Genomic DNA, 16,600 nt, shown 5'->3' with positions numbered 1-16,600 from the left:
ACTGGGGAGACAAGGACATGAGCGGTATCCCGTTTGATCAACGCGAAGGATGGATCTGGCTCGACGGCGAGTTCGTCGAGTGGTCCCAGGCGCGCCTGCACGTACTCAGCCACGGCTTGCATTACGCCAGCACGGTGTATGAAGGGGAGCGCGTCTACAACGGCAAGATCTTCAAGCTGCGCGAACACAGCGAGCGTCTGTATCGCTCGGCGCAATGGATGGACTTTGCGATCCCGTTTGAACTGGCCGAACTGGAAGCGGCCAGCCACGAACTGCTGCAACGCAACAACGTCAGCGACGGTTACCTGCGACCCGTGGCCTGGCGCGGCAGCGAGATGATTTCCACCTCGGCGCGCTTCAATCGCGTGCATGTGGCCATCGCTTGCTGGCAATGGCCGAGCTATTTCGATCCGGCGGCGCGCATGGCCGGTATCCGGTTGAAGACCGCCACCTGGCGACGTCCACCACCGAGCAGCAGTCCTTTCGAGGCCAAGGCGTCCGGGCATTACCAGATCGCCACACTGAGCAAGCACGACGCGGAAAACAGCGGTTACCACGATGCCTTGATGCTCGACTGGCGCGGCCACGTCGCCGAAGCCACCAGTGCCAACGTGTTCTTCGTCAAAAGCCGGACGCTGTACACGCCGGTGCCCGACTGCTTCCTCAACGGCATTACCCGGCAGACCGTGATCGAGCTGGCCAGGGCCCTGGATTATCAGGTGGTCGAAGCGACGATTCTGCCGACGCAACTGGGCGACTTCGATGAGTGTTTTCTTACAGGAACCGCCGCCGAAATCACCCCCGTACAGAGCATCGATGAGCAGCACTATCGACCGGGTGATGCCTGTCGCCAATTCATTGCCGCCTACACCTCAACCGTAAACGCCTGATCAACCGCCAGGAATTTCACCATGCCAAATCAAGGGATTGTTGCGTCCAAACCTTACGTCTCACTCGATCATCGCCATGAAGAATTGTCGACCCGTGGCTGGACTGTCCTGACCCCCGGCGAATTCGCCCATGACGTGACAGGCACATTGCATGAGTTCGGTCCGGTCATTCCGCAGTTCAACGGGCAAACGGCCTTTGCCATCACCCGCAAACCGGGCTACGAAGACTTGCCGTATTCCCAGAGCATGAACGGCATCGGCCCCCATACCGAAGCGCCGGTATACGGGCCGCCACCGCGTTACCTGGCCCTGCATTGTCACCGGCAGGCGACTTGCGGTGGCGGGCATACCGGGTTGGTGGACGGTTACGAATTCCTGAAGTCCCTGGAACGCACCGAGCCGGAACTGCGCGAGTGGCTGGACGACACGCCGGTGGAGTTCGTCGCTACTGCCAAACCCGGCGAACCCGCGCAATGCCGGGTCAAGGAATACATCCTGACGCCGACAGAGGACGGCGATATTTTCCGCTTCAGTTACAACCAGTTTCACTACGGCGACGTGAATCCTTCCAAGGAAGCCTTGCAGCAATCCCAGGTCGCCAACAGCAACTCGCCACTGGCCCGGTTTGCCACGCTCGGTGAGGCGTATTTCATCGAGCACAACATCCCGGTGCTGATTCCCGATGGCTGCATGCTGATTTGGGACAACTGGCGAATGATCCACGCCCGCAGTCGTTACACTGACCCGGCGCGCCACCTGACCCGCTATTGGCTGGCCTGATTTTTCCGTCGCCCTTCATTCTTTTGGCGTACCCCTGGTGGGTACGCGTCTTACAGGTATCGCGTCATGCAAACAGCAATCGAGATCGCCAAGGTCGATCATCAACTGATCGTGCGGCTCAATCAGGCCTGGACCCGGCGCGCCACCGTCTGCTCGCCGGACAAGTGGTCGGTCGATGAAGTGTTCGACCCGGCGCGCCCGGATTACCCCGAGCGCATGGTGCCGTTTTTCCATCACCCCAAATTCCAGGCCTTGAGCGAAACGCTCAAGAGCAGCGTGGTGACCTGGGGCTGGATCGGCTACAACCTGCGCACCGTCACCGCCGAAGAACACGTCGTGAATCCGGCGCTGAGCGTCATTGCCAACCAGTACCTGGGCAAGGACGACTGGCATTTTCGCGAGGCGATGCAGCAGACCCTGATCGATGAGCACTACCACACGCTGATGCACCTGCGGGCCATCGAGCGCACCAAGGTCGACCGGGCGCTGGATCAGGATCTGGACTTGCCGCCGTCCGTCACCTACCTGCGCCTGCTGGCCCTGCGTGAAACGCTGACCGAGCAATGGCAGAAAGATCTGGCGGCGATCACCTTTGCGGTGGTGGCCGAGATCAGCGTCAACGCCTATCTGGATCTGCTGGCGGACGACCAGACCATCCAGCCGCAAAACCGTCGCGTGGCCGAACAGCACAACCGCGATGAATATGCCCACAGCAAGGTACTGGCCGAAGTGGCCAAGGTGATGTACGCCAACATGCAGCCGCCTCAGCGGGCATTTTTCGCACGCACCTTGTCGCAGGCGCTGAGTGCCTTTATCGCTCAGGACTACTCGATGTGGGAGGAGATTCTGACGCAGCTTGGGGTCGAAGACGCCGCGCTGATCATTGCCGACACCCGCGAAAGCAACAAGAACGCCACCATCATGCGCGACTACAGCGGCCTGCATCGTCTGGCACAGGATCTGGGTATCAGCGAGCAGATCGATTTCGATTTTCGTCCGACCCTCAACACCACCGCAGCGGCCTGAACCCGGAGGCGCCCATGTCAGTTCCTGTGTACGAAGTGTTCGCCATCCGTGTCGGCGCCAATGCCCAGCGCACCGCACGGGAGAATTTCCTTTACGACGCCTGCTGCGGTGATCCCAATGCGCCGATGCCGCTGGATTATTACTTCTGGGTCATCCGCAACGAGCAGCAGGTGATCGTGGTCGACACCTGTTTTCAACCGGCCACGGCGGATCGGCGCCATCGTCAGATGTATCGCCTGCCGGAGGAGTCCCTGCGGCAACTGGACATCGATCCGGCGCAGGTCGAGCACCTGATCCTGACGCATCTGCACTGGGACCATGCCGGCAATCTCGCGCTGTTTCCCAAGGCCACGGTGCATCTGCAGGAAGCGGAACTGCGCTTCTGCACCGGGCCGAAAATGGCCCATCGCACGGTGAATAAAACCTACGAGGTCGACGATGTGATGTCGGCGCTGCCGCCGTTGTTCGAAGGGCGGATGCGCTTGCACGGCGGTACGGTCGAGGTGATGCCGGGTGTGACGCTGCACCCGGTGGGTGGGCATACACCCGGCAGTCAGGTGGTGCGGGTCAATACCGAACGCGGCTGGATCGTGCTGGCCTCGGATGCCGCGCATTTGTGGGTCAACATCCGTGAGCGCAGCCCGTTCCCGATCCTCGACGACCTGGCGCAGACCCTTGAAGCCTTCAGCGAAATCGACCGCCTGGCCGACAGCGAAGACCACGTGATTCCCGGCCACGACCCCCTGATCGCCGAACGCTTCCCGCACTGGAACGACGACCCGCACATCATCAGCCTGCACCAATCCCCGACCTGAAGAACACCCAAACCTGTGGGAGCGAGCCTGCTCGCGATGGCGGCGGTACATTCCGCATGGATGTGTCTGATAGTCCGCCATCGCTGGCAAGCCAGCTCCCACAGTTGATGGTGGTCGTGCACGAGCCCTTCGCTCACTGAAATTCCCCTGTGGGAGCGAGCCTGCTCGCGATGGCGGCGGCACATTTACCATGGATGTGTCTGATAGTCCGCCATCGCTGGCAGGCCAGCTCCCAAAGTTGATGGTGGTCGTGCACGAATCCTTCGCTCACTGAAACTCCCCTGTGGGAGCGAGCCTGCTCGCGATGGCGACGGCACATTCACCATGGATGTGTCTGATAGTCCGCCATCGCTGGCAAGCCAGCTCCCACAGTTGATGGTGGTCGTGCACGAATTCCCCTGTGGGAGCGAGCCTGCTCGCGATGGCGGCGGCACATTTACCATGGATGTGTCTGATAGTCCGCCATCGCTGGCAGGCCAGCTCCCAAAGTTGATGGTGGTCGTGCACGAATCCTTCGCTCACTGAAACTCCCCTGTGGGAGCGAGCCTGCTCGCGATGGCGACGGCACATTCACCATGGATGTGTCTGATAGTCCGCCATCGCTGGCAAGCCAGCTCCCACAGTTGATGGTGGTCGTGCACGAATTCCCCTGTGGGAGCGAGCCTGCTCGCGATGGCGACGGCACATTCACCATGGATGTGTCTGATAGTCCGCCATCGCTGGCAGGCCAGCTCCCACAGTTGATGGTGGTCGTGCACGAATCCTTCGCTCACTGAAATCCCTCTGTGGGAGTGAGCCTGCTCGCGATGGCGGCGGCACATTCACCATGGATGTGTCTGATAGTCCGCCATCGCTGGCAGGCCAGCTCCCAAAGTTGATGGTGGTCGTGCACGAATCCTTCGCTCACTGAAATCCCTCTGTGGGAGTGAGCCTGCTCGCGATGGCGGCGGCACATTCACCATGGATGTGTCTGATAGTCCGCCATCGCTGGCAAGCCAGCTCCCACAGTTGATGGCGGTCGTGCACGAACCCTTCGCTCACTGAAACTCCCCTGTGGGAGCGAGCCTGCTCGCGATGGCGGCGGCACATTTACCATGGATGTGTCTGATAGTCCGCCATCGCTGGCAAGCCAGCTCCCACAGTTGATGGCGGTCGTGCACGAATCCTTCGCTCACTGAAATCCCTCTGTGGGAGCGAGCCTGCTCGCGATGGCGGCGGTACATTCACCATGGATGTGTCTGATAGTCCGCCATCGCTGGCAGGCCAGCTCCCACAGTTGATGGTGGTCGTGCACGAATCCTTCGCTCACTGAAATTCCCCTGTGGGAGCGAGCCTGCTCGCGATGGCGGCGGTACATTCAGCATGGATGTGTCTGATAGTCCGCCATCGCTGGCAGGCCAGCTCCCACAGTTGATGGTGGTCGTGCACGAATCCTTCGCTCACTGAAATTCCCCTGTGGGAGCGAGCCTGCTCGCGATGGCGGCGGTACATTCAGCATGGATGTGTCTGATAGTCCGCCATCGCTGGCAGGCCAGCTCCCACAGTTGATGGTGGTCGTGCACGAATCCTTCGCTCACTGAAATCCCTCTGTGGGAGTGAGCCTGCTCGCGATGGCGGCGGTACATTCAGCATGGATGTGTCTGATAGTCCGCCATCGCTGGCAGGCCAGCTCCCACAGTTGATGGCGGTCGTGCACGAATCCTTCGCTCACTGAAATCCCTCTGTGGGAGCGAGCCTGCTCGCGATGGCGGCGGTACAGGCAACAGCAATGTGTCTGTCATGACGCCATCGCTGGCAGGCCAGCTCCCACAGTTGATTGTGGTCAGGCATGAATCCTGTGTTCAGTGAAGATCCCCTTTGGGCTAGCCATGGTTCTTGAGGCGGCGGCCCAAGGTCTGCAGTGCCTCGTCGATTTTTGGCGAATACGGCGTTCCGCAGCCAATGCGCACAAAGTGATTGAAACGCTTGGCATTGGAAAAGATATCCCCAGGGGAAATCTGGATGCCGACCTTCAGCGCCTCATGGAAAAACGCCATGGCCGAGTGCTCGCGCGGCAGTTCCACCCACAGCAACGTCCCGCCCTGCGGGTGGGTCACGCCGGTGCCCTCGGGAAAGTAGCGGGTGATCGCTGCGCTCATTTGCTGACGCTGTTGCGTCAGGGTTTTGCGCAAACGACGCAGGTAACGTTCGTAGGACGGTGTCCCCATGAACGCACTGACCGCCAGTTGCGACAACGCCTCGCACCCACGGGATTGGGTGTGTTTGAGCATCTCCACGCGGTCGTGCCATTTCCCCGCACTGATCCAGCCCAGGCGTATGCCCGGCGCAAGGGTTTTGTTCAGCGAAGCGCAATAGATCAGGTTGCCGGTGCGGTCCCAGTGTTTGAGCGTGGATAACGGCTGTTCGGTGTCCACCAGATCGCCGTAGGTGTCGTCCTCGATCAGCACGGTGTTGTGTTCGGTGCACAACTGAACCAGCCGCGCCTTGTTGGCATCCGGCATGATGCTGCCCAGCGGGTTGTGCAGGTTGGGAATGACGATCAGCGCCTTGATCCGTTCCGGACCTTGCAGCAGTTGTTCGAGGGCCAGCAGATTGATCCCGCTGTGGGGCGTGGCCGGGACTTCCAGTACGCGCAGGTTCAGGCTTTCGAGAATTTGCAGCAGGCCGTAAAAAGTCGGCGATTCCACGGCCACGGCGTCGCCGGGCCGGGTCACCGCGCGCAATGCCAGGTTGATCGCTTCGGTGGCGCCGTTGGTGATCACGATGCGATCGGCTGTCAGATGGGTCTTGGTGGTCAGCGCCCGACGGGCCAGTATGTTGCGCAATGCGCTGTTGCCGCAGGTCGAGCCGGCGGCATCGAGCAAATGCTGATCGTGGCGCAGCGCCTTGATCATGTTGTCTTGCAGGGTCTTGAGCGGGTACAGCTCCGGTGCGCAGTAGGCACTGGCGAAATTGACCTTGATCGTCGCCCGCTGGCTGGCCTTGAGCACCGAGGACACCTGTTCGTGAATGCCGACGTAGACCCCGGTGTCCAGGAGTGGCGGCGGGGCGGCGGGGGCGGGTTTGACCGGTGTGTCGGGCTGGCGGATGTAGTTGCCGGAGCGTGGCCGCGCCTCCAGCACTCCGTAGTCCTCCAGCTCGCGGCACACCTGCACCGCGGTCGACAGGCTGACGGCATGCTTTTCCATCATCAGCCGAATCGAGGGAAATCGTTCACCGGTTTTCAGGGTGCCGCTGCGGATGGCGTCCAGGTAGTGGTTGGCTAGCTGACGATACAAGGGCGTCGTGTTCATGATGACCTCAGCAATCGCACCACTGAGGTCTTGGGCTGGAAAGTGAGTTGACGCTCCCCCGCAGGCGGACCCGTGGTGCTCAAGGGTTTAAGGGAAGGTGGTTCTGGCGTCGATACTGGAAGAGTAATCGCGGATTGCGAGGAATCACGGGCAATAAAAAGCCCCGCGCTGGGACGGGGCTCTTAAATGAGTCTATGGGGTCTTGTGGCGAGGTGGCTTGCCTGTGGCGAGGGGGCCCCCTCACTCCAGGTCAAGCCGAGGGTGTATCGGGTTACTGCGCGGCGATGCTGTAGCCGTCGAACGCGGTTTGCTGCTGCAGGGCGGTGATGATGTTCTTGCGGTTGACGGCCTGGGGGGCGCCGCTGTTGTCCAGGAACGTATCACTTTCCAGCTCGGCTTCATCGCCTTCGCCAACGAAGGTAAAGCCCAGGAATTCCAGGGCGTCACGGTCAACGTTCAAGCGCGAACGCGGAGTGCGCAGCGGCAGGGTCACGCTCATGCCGTCCTTGCTGATGGTGAACACTTCGACGTCTTTCTTGGCTCGCGCCGCCTTGCTCTTGCCGCTGCTCGGGTTGCTGATGGCCTGGTGGGTCTGGTTCAGCACCTTCAATGCCAGACCGTAAACGATCTCCTGAAAGGCCGGGTCGTCCTTGAAGCTGGAGAGGATACGGCTGATCGGGAACTTGCTGCTCAGGTCTTCCAGGGCCGCGATGTCGGCCGCTTCGGCATCCTTGAGCTGCTTGAGTTCGCCCATCAACTCGTAAGCCTTGTCGTCGTCGAAGTTGTCGTGAGCCTGGCGAATCGCAGCACGCAGCTCGCGGATCTGATCGCTTTCACGGCTCGATTGAAACGCGTCGAGGACCATCTCACTGATGGTTTTTGCCTGAGGCACGTGTTGTGAAAGATTGATGGAGTTTTCGTATTCCGCTTTGGACGACAAGGTGACTACGGATTCAGCGGTGTTGGAATCGGACATTGAAATTTCACTACTTCTTTTAACTTGAATAGAGACGAGAAAGCACGGGGGCCTTTTCAGGCCGCCTAATCTATTGGACCGGGGCGGGGTTGTCACGGACCAACAGGCCAACGGAGCAAATCAAGGCGTGCACCTCGCTGCAGGTGCCGGCTTGCCCGCGACGGGGCGCCTCGGCCCGTCAGGCGTGCCCCGGTGTGTTCAGGTTCATTGAACGCTCTGCCAACGCCGACGCGGTGGCTTCATCCACCGCCAGCGAGAAGCGGAACGTCGCGCCGCGCCCTGGCACGTCGATCAGCTGAATGTCGCGGCCGTGCAATTGCAGGATGCGGTGCACGATCCGCAGGCCCAACCCGCCATCACGCCGAGCCCCGCCAATATTGAATGGCCGCAGGAACAGGCCTTCGCGCAGCTCGGGGGCGATGCCGGGGCCGGTGTCGCTGACCGTCACTTCAATAAACGATCCCTGTGGCCGCAAGCCGAGCTCGATCTCGCCACCTGGCGGGGTATGGCGCAAGGCGTTGTCGAACAGGTTGGTCAGCACCCGTTCGATCAACCCCAGATCAGCCCAGGCCGCCGAAACGTTTGGGGCAAACGTGGCCTTCAATTCGACCTGGCGCGCCTCGGCCGTCAGCTCGAATTTCTGGAAGATGTCCTGGGCCAGGTCGGTCAGGGAGAAGCGCTCCAGCACCGGTTGCACGAAGCCATGTTCGAGTCGCACCAGTTCCAGCAGCGATTGCGCCAGGCCACCGACCTTGCGGCTCTGGTCCAGCGCGATGCCCAGGTAACGACGACGGTCGGCGGGGGACAGGGTGGCGTCCTTGAGCGACAGGGTTTCCAGGTAGCCATGCAGCGACGCGAGCGGGGTGCGCAGGTCGTGGGAAATGTTCGCCACCAGTTCGCGGCGCTCCTGATCCTGGCGGGTCAAGGTGCGCCATTGCTCACCGAGGCGTGCCTGCATCTGCCGGAAAGTGGCGTCGAGTATGGCGATTTCGTCATGGCTGGCGGCTTTCTCCATCGGAGCCGCTGTCGGCGGCGTGACCGGAACGCCGTCGATGTCGAACTGGCTGACGGTTTCGGTCAGGCGGCGCAATGGCCGGGTGATCAGGGCGAACGCCGTGAGACCGGCGATCAGGCACAGCAACGCCACCAAGCCGATGGACAGCAGCGCCGTATTCAGCGCCGCACTGGTCGCACCGCGTTCGGCGAGGCGATCATGGTCTTCGCCGAGCAACACCACATAGAGATAACCGGCCGGTTTGCCATCGACCTTGAGCGGCGCGGCGCTGAACACCTTGCGCCCGTCGACGCTGCGTGGATCGTCGCCGGGAATCGGCAAGGCGTCGCCCTTGAGCAGGCGCTGGATCGGCGCCAGGTCGACCCGCTCGCGGCGTATCCGACCCTCCGGTGCGGCGCTGCCGACAATCTTGCCCTCGGTGTCGAGCAGGTACACCTCGACACTCGGGTTGACCAGCATCAACTGGCTGAACAGATCGCGCACGGCACCGGGCATCAGGCCCTTGGTGTCCATCAGCACCGTGTCGCTGGCGATGTGTTGCGCCAGGTCCCGGGACAAGCCTTGCACCACTTCCTGCTCATGCATCTGGTTGGAGCGCACCTGCATCCACGCCGACGTGCCGCAGCACACCAGCAGCAACACGGCGAACACCAGCGACAGGCGTTGTGTCAGGGTCAACCTCATGGCTGCTCCTCCCCGGTCGCGAATTTGTAGCCGCGCCCCCACACCGTGAGGATGCGCACCGGTTGCGCCGGGTCGGTCTCGATCTTGGCGCGCAGGCGGTTGATGTGGGTGTTGACCGTGTGTTCGTAGCCTTCGTGGCTGTAGCCCCACACGGCATTGAGCAGGTCCATGCGCGAAAACACCTTGCCGGGCTGGCGGGCGAAGAAGTAGAGCAAGTCGAATTCTCGCGGGGTGAGGTCCAGGCGCCGACCGTCGAGGGACACTTCTCGGGTGATCGGATCGATGGCCAGACCGTCGAGGATCAGGCTGCCAGCATCCATCTTCAGGTTGCGCGCCATGGCGTCGACCCGGCGCAGCAGCGCTTTGACCCGGGCCACCAGTTCAAGCATGGAAAACGGCTTGGCCAGGTAATCGTCGGCCCCCAGTTCCAGGCCGAGAATCCGGTGCACTTCGCTGGAGCGGGCGCTGGTGATGATGATCGGCGTGTAGCGCGCCATGGCACGGGCGCGCCGGCAGATTTCCAGGCCGTCGACGCCGGGCAGCATCAGGTCGAGGATCAGCGCATCCCAACTGCCTTGCTGCAGCAGGCGCATGCCTTCGTTGCCGTCCGCGCAGTGCACCACCTCGAACTGCTCATCGCGCAGGTGCAGGCAGATCAGGTCGGCGATATGCAAATCGTCCTCGACCACGAGGACTCGTTTGGTCTGTTCCATCCAGCTCAATCCTTCGGCGCAATGAATGCATTGTGCGAAATGCTGCTCGTGGTAGGCGCGAGCAAGCTCGCTCCCACCATTGAAATACCCGGGCATTGTGCGGCTTTTCCGCGGCCGGAGTTATCACGAATTGTTTAACTCCCCGTGAGGATTTGGCGATCACCCCAAGCCTAGGCTGTGTTCAATGAAAACGGCCCAGGATTTTTGGAGGCGGCGATGGATTCAAGACGATTTTCGCGGCGGCAATTTCTCGCAGTGAGCGGCGGGCTGGGGGTTGCAGCCCTGGCCATCGGCCTGTTGCCCAAATTTTCCGCGAGTACCGCGCTGATCAGCGAGGCGGACGCGGCAGAGGTGTTCGAAGTGACCCACAGCGACAGTGAATGGCACGCGATCCTGAGTGACGAACAGTACGAAATCCTCCGTGAAGAGGGCACCGAACGGGCCTACAGCAGCCCGCTCAACAATGAGCACCGCGACGGCACGTTTGCCTGTGCCGGTTGCGACCTGGCGTTGTTCTCCTCGACGACCAAGTTCGACAGCCATACCGGTTGGCCGAGCTTCTGGATGCCGCTGGACAAGGCCGTGGCCACCCGTCAGGACCGTTCCTTCGGCGTGCTGCGCGAAGAGGTTCACTGCCGGCGTTGCGGCGGGCATCTGGGCCATGTCTTCGATGACGGTCCCAAACCCACCGGGCTGCGCTACTGCATGAACGGCCTGGCGATGAAGTTCGAGCCCAGGACGGCCTGATTCCCACCCCTCATTTTTTTGCAGGTAATCGCCATGTGGCTGCTACTCCTCGCTTATCTCGGTGGTGTGCTGACGATTGTCAGCCCGTGCATTCTGCCGGTCCTGCCGTTCGTCTTTGCCCGCACCGGACAGCCGTTCATCAAAAGCGGTCTGCCGCTGTTGGCCGGGATGGCGCTGACCTTCGCGCTGGTGGCCACCCTGGCGGCGGTCGGCGGTGGTTGGGTGGTGCAACTCAATCAATACGGGCGCTGGCTGGCGCTGGTATTTGTGGCGCTGTTCGGCCTGACGCTGTTGTTGCCGCAACTGGCTGAGCGTCTGACCCGCCCGCTGGTGGCGGCCGGCAGTCGCCTGTCGGAAGTGGCCGGCGCCGATGCGCGGCCGCGTCCCGGCGCTTCGTTCCTGATCGGCGTTGCCACGGGCCTGCTGTGGGCCCCTTGCGCCGGGCCGATTCTGGGGTTGTTGCTGACCGGTGCCGCGCTGCAAGGTGCGAGCATCCAGACCACCTTGCTGCTGTTGGCCTATGCCGCGGGTGCCGCGACTTCCCTGGCCGTGGCGCTGCTGCTGGGCGGTAAGGTCTTCGCCGCGATGAAGCGCTCGATCGGTGCCGGGGAGTGGCTGCGTCGTGGCCTCGGCGCGGCGATGCTGGCGGGTGTGGTTGCGATTGCCCTGGGGCTCGACACCGGGCTTCTGGCGCGGTTCTCCACGGCCTCGACCGGCGGAATCGAGCAGGTGCTGGTCGGGCGCCTGGCCGGCAAGTCACCCCGTGACAGCGCGGCGATGAGGGCGCAAAACCCGGTGTCTGAAGAAGGTGCGCTGCCAGTGGCTGACAAAGCCCCGGGCACCTTGCCAGTCGAAGGCAACCTGCCACCGCTGAGCGGCGCGGTGCAGTGGCTCAACTCGCCACCGCTCGATGCCCAGGCCTTGAAGGGCAAAGTGGTGCTGGTGGATTTCTGGACTTACTCCTGCATCAACTGCCTGCGTTCGCTGCCCTATGTCAAAGCCTGGGCCGAGAAATATCGCGATCAGGGTCTGGTGGTGATCGGCGTGCATGCCCCGGAGTTTGCCTTCGAACGCGACGTTAAAAATGTCACCCAGGCCATGAAGGACCTGGGGATCCATTACCCGGTGGCCATCGATAACGAGTTCAAGATCTGGCGCGCCTTCAACAACGAATACTGGCCGGCGCACTATTTCGCCGACGCCCAGGGGCGTATCCGCTATCACCACTTTGGCGAAGGCGAGTACGCCGAATCGGAGCGGGTCATCCAGCAACTGCTGCGTGAAGCAGGCGCGACCAAGGTCTCGGACGGGCTGATCAACGCCAAGGCCGATGGCGTGCAGATGGCCCCGGACAACAACGAAGTGCAGTCGCCGGAAACCTACGTCGGCTATCAGCGTGCCGAGCATTTCGTGCCGGACACCTCGCTGGTGCCGGACAAAGTGGCGACCTACACGCCAGCGAAGCAGTTGGCCCTCAACGACTGGAGCCTGGGCGGCCTGTGGCATGTTGGCTCGGAACGGGCCACCGCCAGCGCTCCGCAAAGCCGCATCGTCTATCGCTTCCACGCCCGTGATTTGCACCTGGTGCTTGGTCCCGGCGCGGATGGCAAACCGGTGCGCTTCAAAGTACTGATCGACGGCAAGGCCCCCGGCGATGCCCATGGCATGGACGTGGCACCCGATGGCAGCGGCCGCGTGACGGAACAGCGTTTGTATCAACTGGTGCGCCAGAACGGCGGCGTGAGTGACCGCACGTTCAGCATCGAGTTTCTGGATCCCGGCGCATCGGCCTACGCCTTTACCTTCGGCTGATCGACCTCAATTCTTCAGGAGTCAACGTCATGAAAAACCTGTTCACCTGGCGCCGTACCTTATTGGGACTGGCGGCTGCCGGCTTCATCAGTCAATGCTCGGCGTTCTCTTTCGGCAGCGCTGAAGAGGCCGTCGTCCTGCCCCCTCCGGCCCTGGATGAAAGCACGCAGGCCCACAGCGAAACCGCCGTGTTTGCCGGTGGTTGCTTCTGGGGCGTTCAAGGGGTGTTCCAGCATGTCAAAGGCGTGAAAAACGCCGTCTCGGGGTACGCGGGCGGTGCGGCTGACACGGCCCGGTACGAACGCGTCAGCAATGGCAATACCGGGCATGCGGAGTCGGTTGAAGTGACCTTCGACCCGAGTCAGGTCAGCTATGGCACCTTGCTGCAAATCTACTTTTCGGTGGCGCACAACCCGACCGAACTCAACCGTCAGGGACCGGACACCGGCACCCAGTATCGCTCGGCCATTTTCACCCAAAGCAGCGAACAGCAACGGGTGGCCCAGGCCTACATCAACCAGCTCGACGCCGCTCATGCGTTCGACAAACCGATTGTGACCAAACTGGAAAGCTACAACGGTTTCTACCCGGCGGAGGAAGAGCATCAGGACTTTCTAACCGAGCACCCGACGTACCCTTACATCGTGATCAACGACCTGCCGAAAGTGGCACAGCTCAAGCAGCTGTACCCGGATCGCTATCAGGAAAAACCGGTGCTGGTGAAGGCGAGGCTGTGAGGGGCGGCGAGTGCTTGCCCCACATCTTCACGGCGAAGTCGACGAAACGACGCAGTTTCGGCAGGCGGTGTCGATCCTGGGCATAGACCAGGTGCATCGGCCGGCTCGGCAGTTGATAGCTCGGCATCAGGGCGACCAGTTTGCCCTCCCGCAGGTCTTGCTCCACCAGCGCATCGGGCACCATCACGATGCCCATGCCGGTGCGCGCCGCTTGATGCAAACCCGCCGAGCTGTTGATCAGCATCGGACCGCTGACCGCCACCTCGACTTCGCCTTCAGGACCGTGCAGGCGCCATTGCCGGGCCACTGATTGCCAGTCATCACCGGCCGGGTAGGCAAACGCCAGGCAGTCGTGCTGTTGCAGGTCCTCGGGTTTTTCCGGGGTGCCCCGACGCGCCAGGTATTCCCTGGAGGCGCACATGGTCAGGGTGTAGTCGATCAACGGGCGGGCGATCAGGTTGGAGGGTTCGAGTGCGCCCAGGCGGAAGGCCACGTCAAAACCGTTATCCAGCAAGTCCGGGCGTCGATTGGTGAGCACCACGTCCAGTTTCACCCGCGGGTTTTGCAAGCTGAACTCACTCAAGGCCGGCGCCAGGCGCTCGGTGCCGAAGGTCAGCGGTGCGGTGATGCGCAGGGTGCCGCTGGGCTCATCGTGGGTTTGCTCCGCCAGGCGCTCGGAATCCGCCACCAGCCCCAGCACTTCGAGGCAGCGTTGATAGTACGCCGTGCCAAATTCGGTCAGGCGCTGGCGCCGGGTCGTACGGTTGAGCAGGCGCACACCGAGGCGCTGCTCCAGGGCCTTGAGATGATTGCCCACCATGGTCGTGGACATCTCACATTGCTGCGCGGCGGCGGTCATGCTGCCGGCTTCGACCACCCGTACGTAAACGCTCATTGCCTGGAACAGATCCATTATCAAGCCTGGCTTTAAAATGATTGAAGTTTTGCCGGGTTTTTCCAGCTGTGGTGGCTAACCATACTGCAAAAACACTGACCATAGAGGGAGCTTTTGCCATGACCGCCGCCTGCCTGATGAGCACTTACCAACCGTTGGCCTTGAGTTTCACCAAGGGCCTTGGCACACGCCTGTGGGATCAGGCCGGTCGTGAATACCTGGACGCGGTCGCTGGCGTGGCGGTGACCAACGTCGGCCACTCACACCCGAAAATCGTCTCGGCCATCAGCGAGCAGGCCGGTTTGCTGTTGCACACTTCGAACCTGTACAGCATCGATTGGCAGCAACAACTGGCGCAGAAACTGACCCGGTTGGCCGGCATGGACCGGGCGTTTTTCAACAATTCCGGTGCCGAGGCCAACGAAACGGCGCTGAAAATCGCGCGGCTGCATGGTTGGCGCAAAGGCATCGAGCAACCGTTGGTGGTGGTCATGGAGAACGCTTTCCATGGTCGGACCCTCGGCACGCTATCCGCCAGCGATGGCCCGGCCGTGCGCCTGGGCTTCAACACGTTGCCGGGGGATTTCGTTAAGGTGCCGTTCGGTGATCTCAAGGCACTGGACCAGGTGCAACAGGCCCATGGCCCGCGCGTCGTGGCGATTCTGATGGAGCCGATCCAGGGCGAAAGCGGCGTGCAACTGGCGCCGCCGGGCTATCTCAAAGCCGTGCGCGAGCTGTGCCATCGGCGCGGGTGGTTGATGATGCTCGATGAAATCCAGACCGGCATCGGCCGCACCGGCCAGTGGTTTGCGTTCCAGCACGAAGGCATCGTGCCGGACGTCATGACCCTGGCCAAAGGCCTGGGCAACGGCATCCCGATCGGCGCTTGCCTGGCCCGGGGCAAAGCCGCCGAGCTCTTTACCCCCGGTAGCCACGGCAGCACCTTCGGTGGCAACCCGTTGGCCTGTCGGGTCGCGTGCACCGTGCTGGACATCATCGAAGAACAGCAATTGCGGGAAAACGCGCGGACGCAGGGTGAACGCCTGCTCGAAAGGTTGCGCGCGGAACTGGCGGACCACCCGAATGTATTGGCGATTCGCGGCCAGGGCTTGATGATCGGCATCGAACTCAAACAACCGATCCGCGACCTGTCCCTGATCGCCGCACGGGATCACAGCCTGTTGATCAACGTGACCCGCGGCCAGATCATCCGCCTGCTGCCGCCGCTGACGATTGATGAGCGGGAGGTGGAGATGATTGTCAGGGGGGTTGCTTTGTCGATGAGAGCCGACTGAACCGGGTTTCCGTGCAGGAGCAGCCTCGGGCGGCTCCTACGCGGTCGGTGCTTGTGTTGCGAAGTCGGTGATTTGCGCCCGATTCGCCAGCTGAATGCGCGAGCCAGTGAAATCCTCGAACAGTCGCTGATGCGCCGCAAACCCACTGGATCCCTCACGCTTGCGATAGCTGCCGGCCCAGTCCAGCAAGGCGATCAGCAACAGGTCATCATCGTCGCGCCCGGCCTCGCGCTGGCGAATGTTGGCCACGCAGTCCTCATCTTCAACACTCAACCAGATCAACGCGGTGGCGCGGGGCAGGAGTTCGCTGGCGATCCAGCCATAAACCCCTTCGATGACCCAGCGCTCTTCACTGGCCGCCACCCGTGCCATGGCCAACGCCTCGTTCCGGGGGCGGGCGATGCTGTGTTCGTCAGATATCCAGTGAAGGCGATCAAGGTCGGTCCATGGCACGTGCAACGGCTGCGACAGTCGTTCTGCCAACCAGCTCTTGCCGGAACCTGAGTTGCCGATGATCAGGGTTCGAGTGAGGTCCAATTCGCGTTACCTCTTTGAGTCACACGATCCATTGTAGGCGCGAGCCTGTCGAATCGTCGCACCGTCGCGATGGTCGTCAGCGATAACGCGGGTGGCCTGGTTAAACGCGGCGCACTTGGGCCCATCGCCAGCAGGCTGGCTCCTACAGGTTTGCGGTCATGTGTAGGCGCGAGCCTGTCGAATCGTCGCACCGTCGCGATGGTCGTCAGCGATAACGCGGGTGGCCTGGTTAAACGCGGCGCACTCGGGTCCATCGCCAGCAGGCTGGCTCTACAGGTTTGCGGACATGTGTAGGCGCGAGCCTGTCGAATCGTCGCACCGTCGCGATGGTCGTTAACGATAACGCGGGTGGCCTGGTTAAACGCGGCGCACTCGGGGCCATCGC

At 62.0% G+C, this 16,600-nt stretch carries 13 protein-coding genes and 1 pseudogene; 8 read left to right on the top strand and 6 right to left on the bottom strand.

Features of this window, described 5'->3' with window-relative positions; translation table 11 throughout:
* Positions 1-17: 17 nt before the first annotated feature.
* The 4 genes from ACX3YF_RS02015 (at position 18) to ACX3YF_RS02000 (ending at position 3,511) form a co-directional block, all read left to right on the top strand.
* Positions 18-890: a branched-chain amino acid aminotransferase gene (locus ACX3YF_RS02015; protein ID WP_458973350.1), complete on the top strand. Its 873-nt coding sequence runs from the start codon at positions 18-20 to the stop codon at positions 888-890.
* Between the two features lie 21 nt (positions 891-911).
* Positions 912-1,670 (top strand): TauD/TfdA family dioxygenase, encoded by a 759-nt coding sequence (locus ACX3YF_RS02010; RefSeq protein ID WP_458973349.1) that lies wholly within the window; start codon positions 912-914, stop codon positions 1,668-1,670.
* Positions 1,671-1,736: 66 nt separating this feature from the next.
* On the top strand, positions 1,737-2,696 hold the full coding sequence (locus tag ACX3YF_RS02005; protein ID WP_458973348.1) for a diiron oxygenase: 960 nt from the start codon (positions 1,737-1,739) through the stop codon (positions 2,694-2,696).
* A gap of 14 nt (positions 2,697-2,710) precedes the next feature.
* On the top strand, positions 2,711-3,511 hold the full coding sequence (locus ACX3YF_RS02000) for an N-acyl homoserine lactonase family protein (RefSeq protein ID WP_449104752.1): 801 nt from the start codon (positions 2,711-2,713) through the stop codon (positions 3,509-3,511).
* Between the two features lie 1,862 nt (positions 3,512-5,373).
* Here the strand turns inward: ACX3YF_RS02000 and ACX3YF_RS01995 are convergent.
* The 4 genes from ACX3YF_RS01995 to ACX3YF_RS01980 all read right to left on the bottom strand — a co-directional run bounded on the left by ACX3YF_RS01995 (position 5,374) and on the right by ACX3YF_RS01980 (position 10,192).
* Positions 5,374-6,804 (bottom strand): aminotransferase-like domain-containing protein, encoded by a 1,431-nt coding sequence (locus ACX3YF_RS01995; protein ID WP_458973347.1) that lies wholly within the window; start codon positions 6,802-6,804, stop codon positions 5,374-5,376.
* 271 nt (positions 6,805-7,075) lie between these two features.
* On the bottom strand, positions 7,076-7,780 hold the full coding sequence (locus ACX3YF_RS01990) for a hypothetical protein (protein WP_130211377.1): 705 nt from the start codon (positions 7,778-7,780) through the stop codon (positions 7,076-7,078).
* Between the two features lie 178 nt (positions 7,781-7,958).
* Complete coding sequence (locus ACX3YF_RS01985; RefSeq protein WP_204149772.1) at positions 7,959-9,479, bottom strand: sensor histidine kinase; 1,521 nt, start codon at positions 9,477-9,479, stop codon at positions 7,959-7,961.
* The gene (locus ACX3YF_RS01980) at positions 9,476-10,192 is read right to left on the bottom strand and encodes a response regulator transcription factor (RefSeq protein ID WP_090467259.1); all 717 of its coding nucleotides are present in this window, start codon (positions 10,190-10,192) and stop codon (positions 9,476-9,478) included. The genes ACX3YF_RS01985 and ACX3YF_RS01980 overlap by 4 nt, the downstream gene beginning before the upstream one ends.
* Positions 10,193-10,408: 216 nt before the next feature.
* On the opposite strand from ACX3YF_RS01980, the gene msrB reads away from it, so the two are divergent.
* Genes msrB through msrA form a run of 3 tightly spaced genes read left to right on the top strand, consistent with a single transcriptional unit; the run spans position 10,409 to position 13,488 of the window.
* Positions 10,409-10,939: a peptide-methionine (R)-S-oxide reductase MsrB gene (gene msrB / locus ACX3YF_RS01975; RefSeq protein ID WP_448645845.1), complete on the top strand. Its 531-nt coding sequence runs from the start codon at positions 10,409-10,411 to the stop codon at positions 10,937-10,939.
* Between the two features lie 33 nt (positions 10,940-10,972).
* Positions 10,973-12,751, top strand: coding sequence for a cytochrome c biogenesis protein DipZ (locus ACX3YF_RS01970; protein ID WP_458973346.1), 1,779 nt, complete (start codon positions 10,973-10,975; stop codon positions 12,749-12,751).
* A gap of 29 nt (positions 12,752-12,780) precedes the next feature.
* Positions 12,781-13,488 (top strand): peptide-methionine (S)-S-oxide reductase MsrA, encoded by a 708-nt coding sequence (msrA, locus tag ACX3YF_RS01965; protein WP_130211381.1) that lies wholly within the window; start codon positions 12,781-12,783, stop codon positions 13,486-13,488.
* Between the two features lie 10 nt (positions 13,489-13,498).
* Here the strand turns inward: msrA and ACX3YF_RS01960 are convergent.
* Positions 13,499-14,401, bottom strand: a pseudogene (locus tag ACX3YF_RS01960) (LysR family transcriptional regulator); the annotation flags it as partial.
* A gap of 101 nt (positions 14,402-14,502) precedes the next feature.
* Here ACX3YF_RS01960 and ACX3YF_RS01955 point away from each other — a divergent pair.
* Positions 14,503-15,678, top strand: a complete 1,176-nt coding sequence (locus ACX3YF_RS01955; RefSeq protein ID WP_458973345.1) for an acetylornithine/succinylornithine family transaminase — start codon at positions 14,503-14,505, stop codon at positions 15,676-15,678.
* 36 nt (positions 15,679-15,714) lie between these two features.
* Here the strand turns inward: ACX3YF_RS01955 and ACX3YF_RS01950 are convergent, their stop codons facing one another.
* Entirely contained in the window at positions 15,715-16,215 is a 501-nt protein-coding gene (locus tag ACX3YF_RS01950; protein WP_458946075.1) for a P-loop NTPase family protein, read from the bottom strand.
* Between the last annotated feature and the right edge of the window lie 385 nt (positions 16,216-16,600).

Source organism: Pseudomonas fluorescens group sp. PF-69, assembly GCF_054481235.1.
Note: the sequence above shows the minus strand (reverse complement) of the source record. Positions and strands in the feature narration are given on the sequence as shown.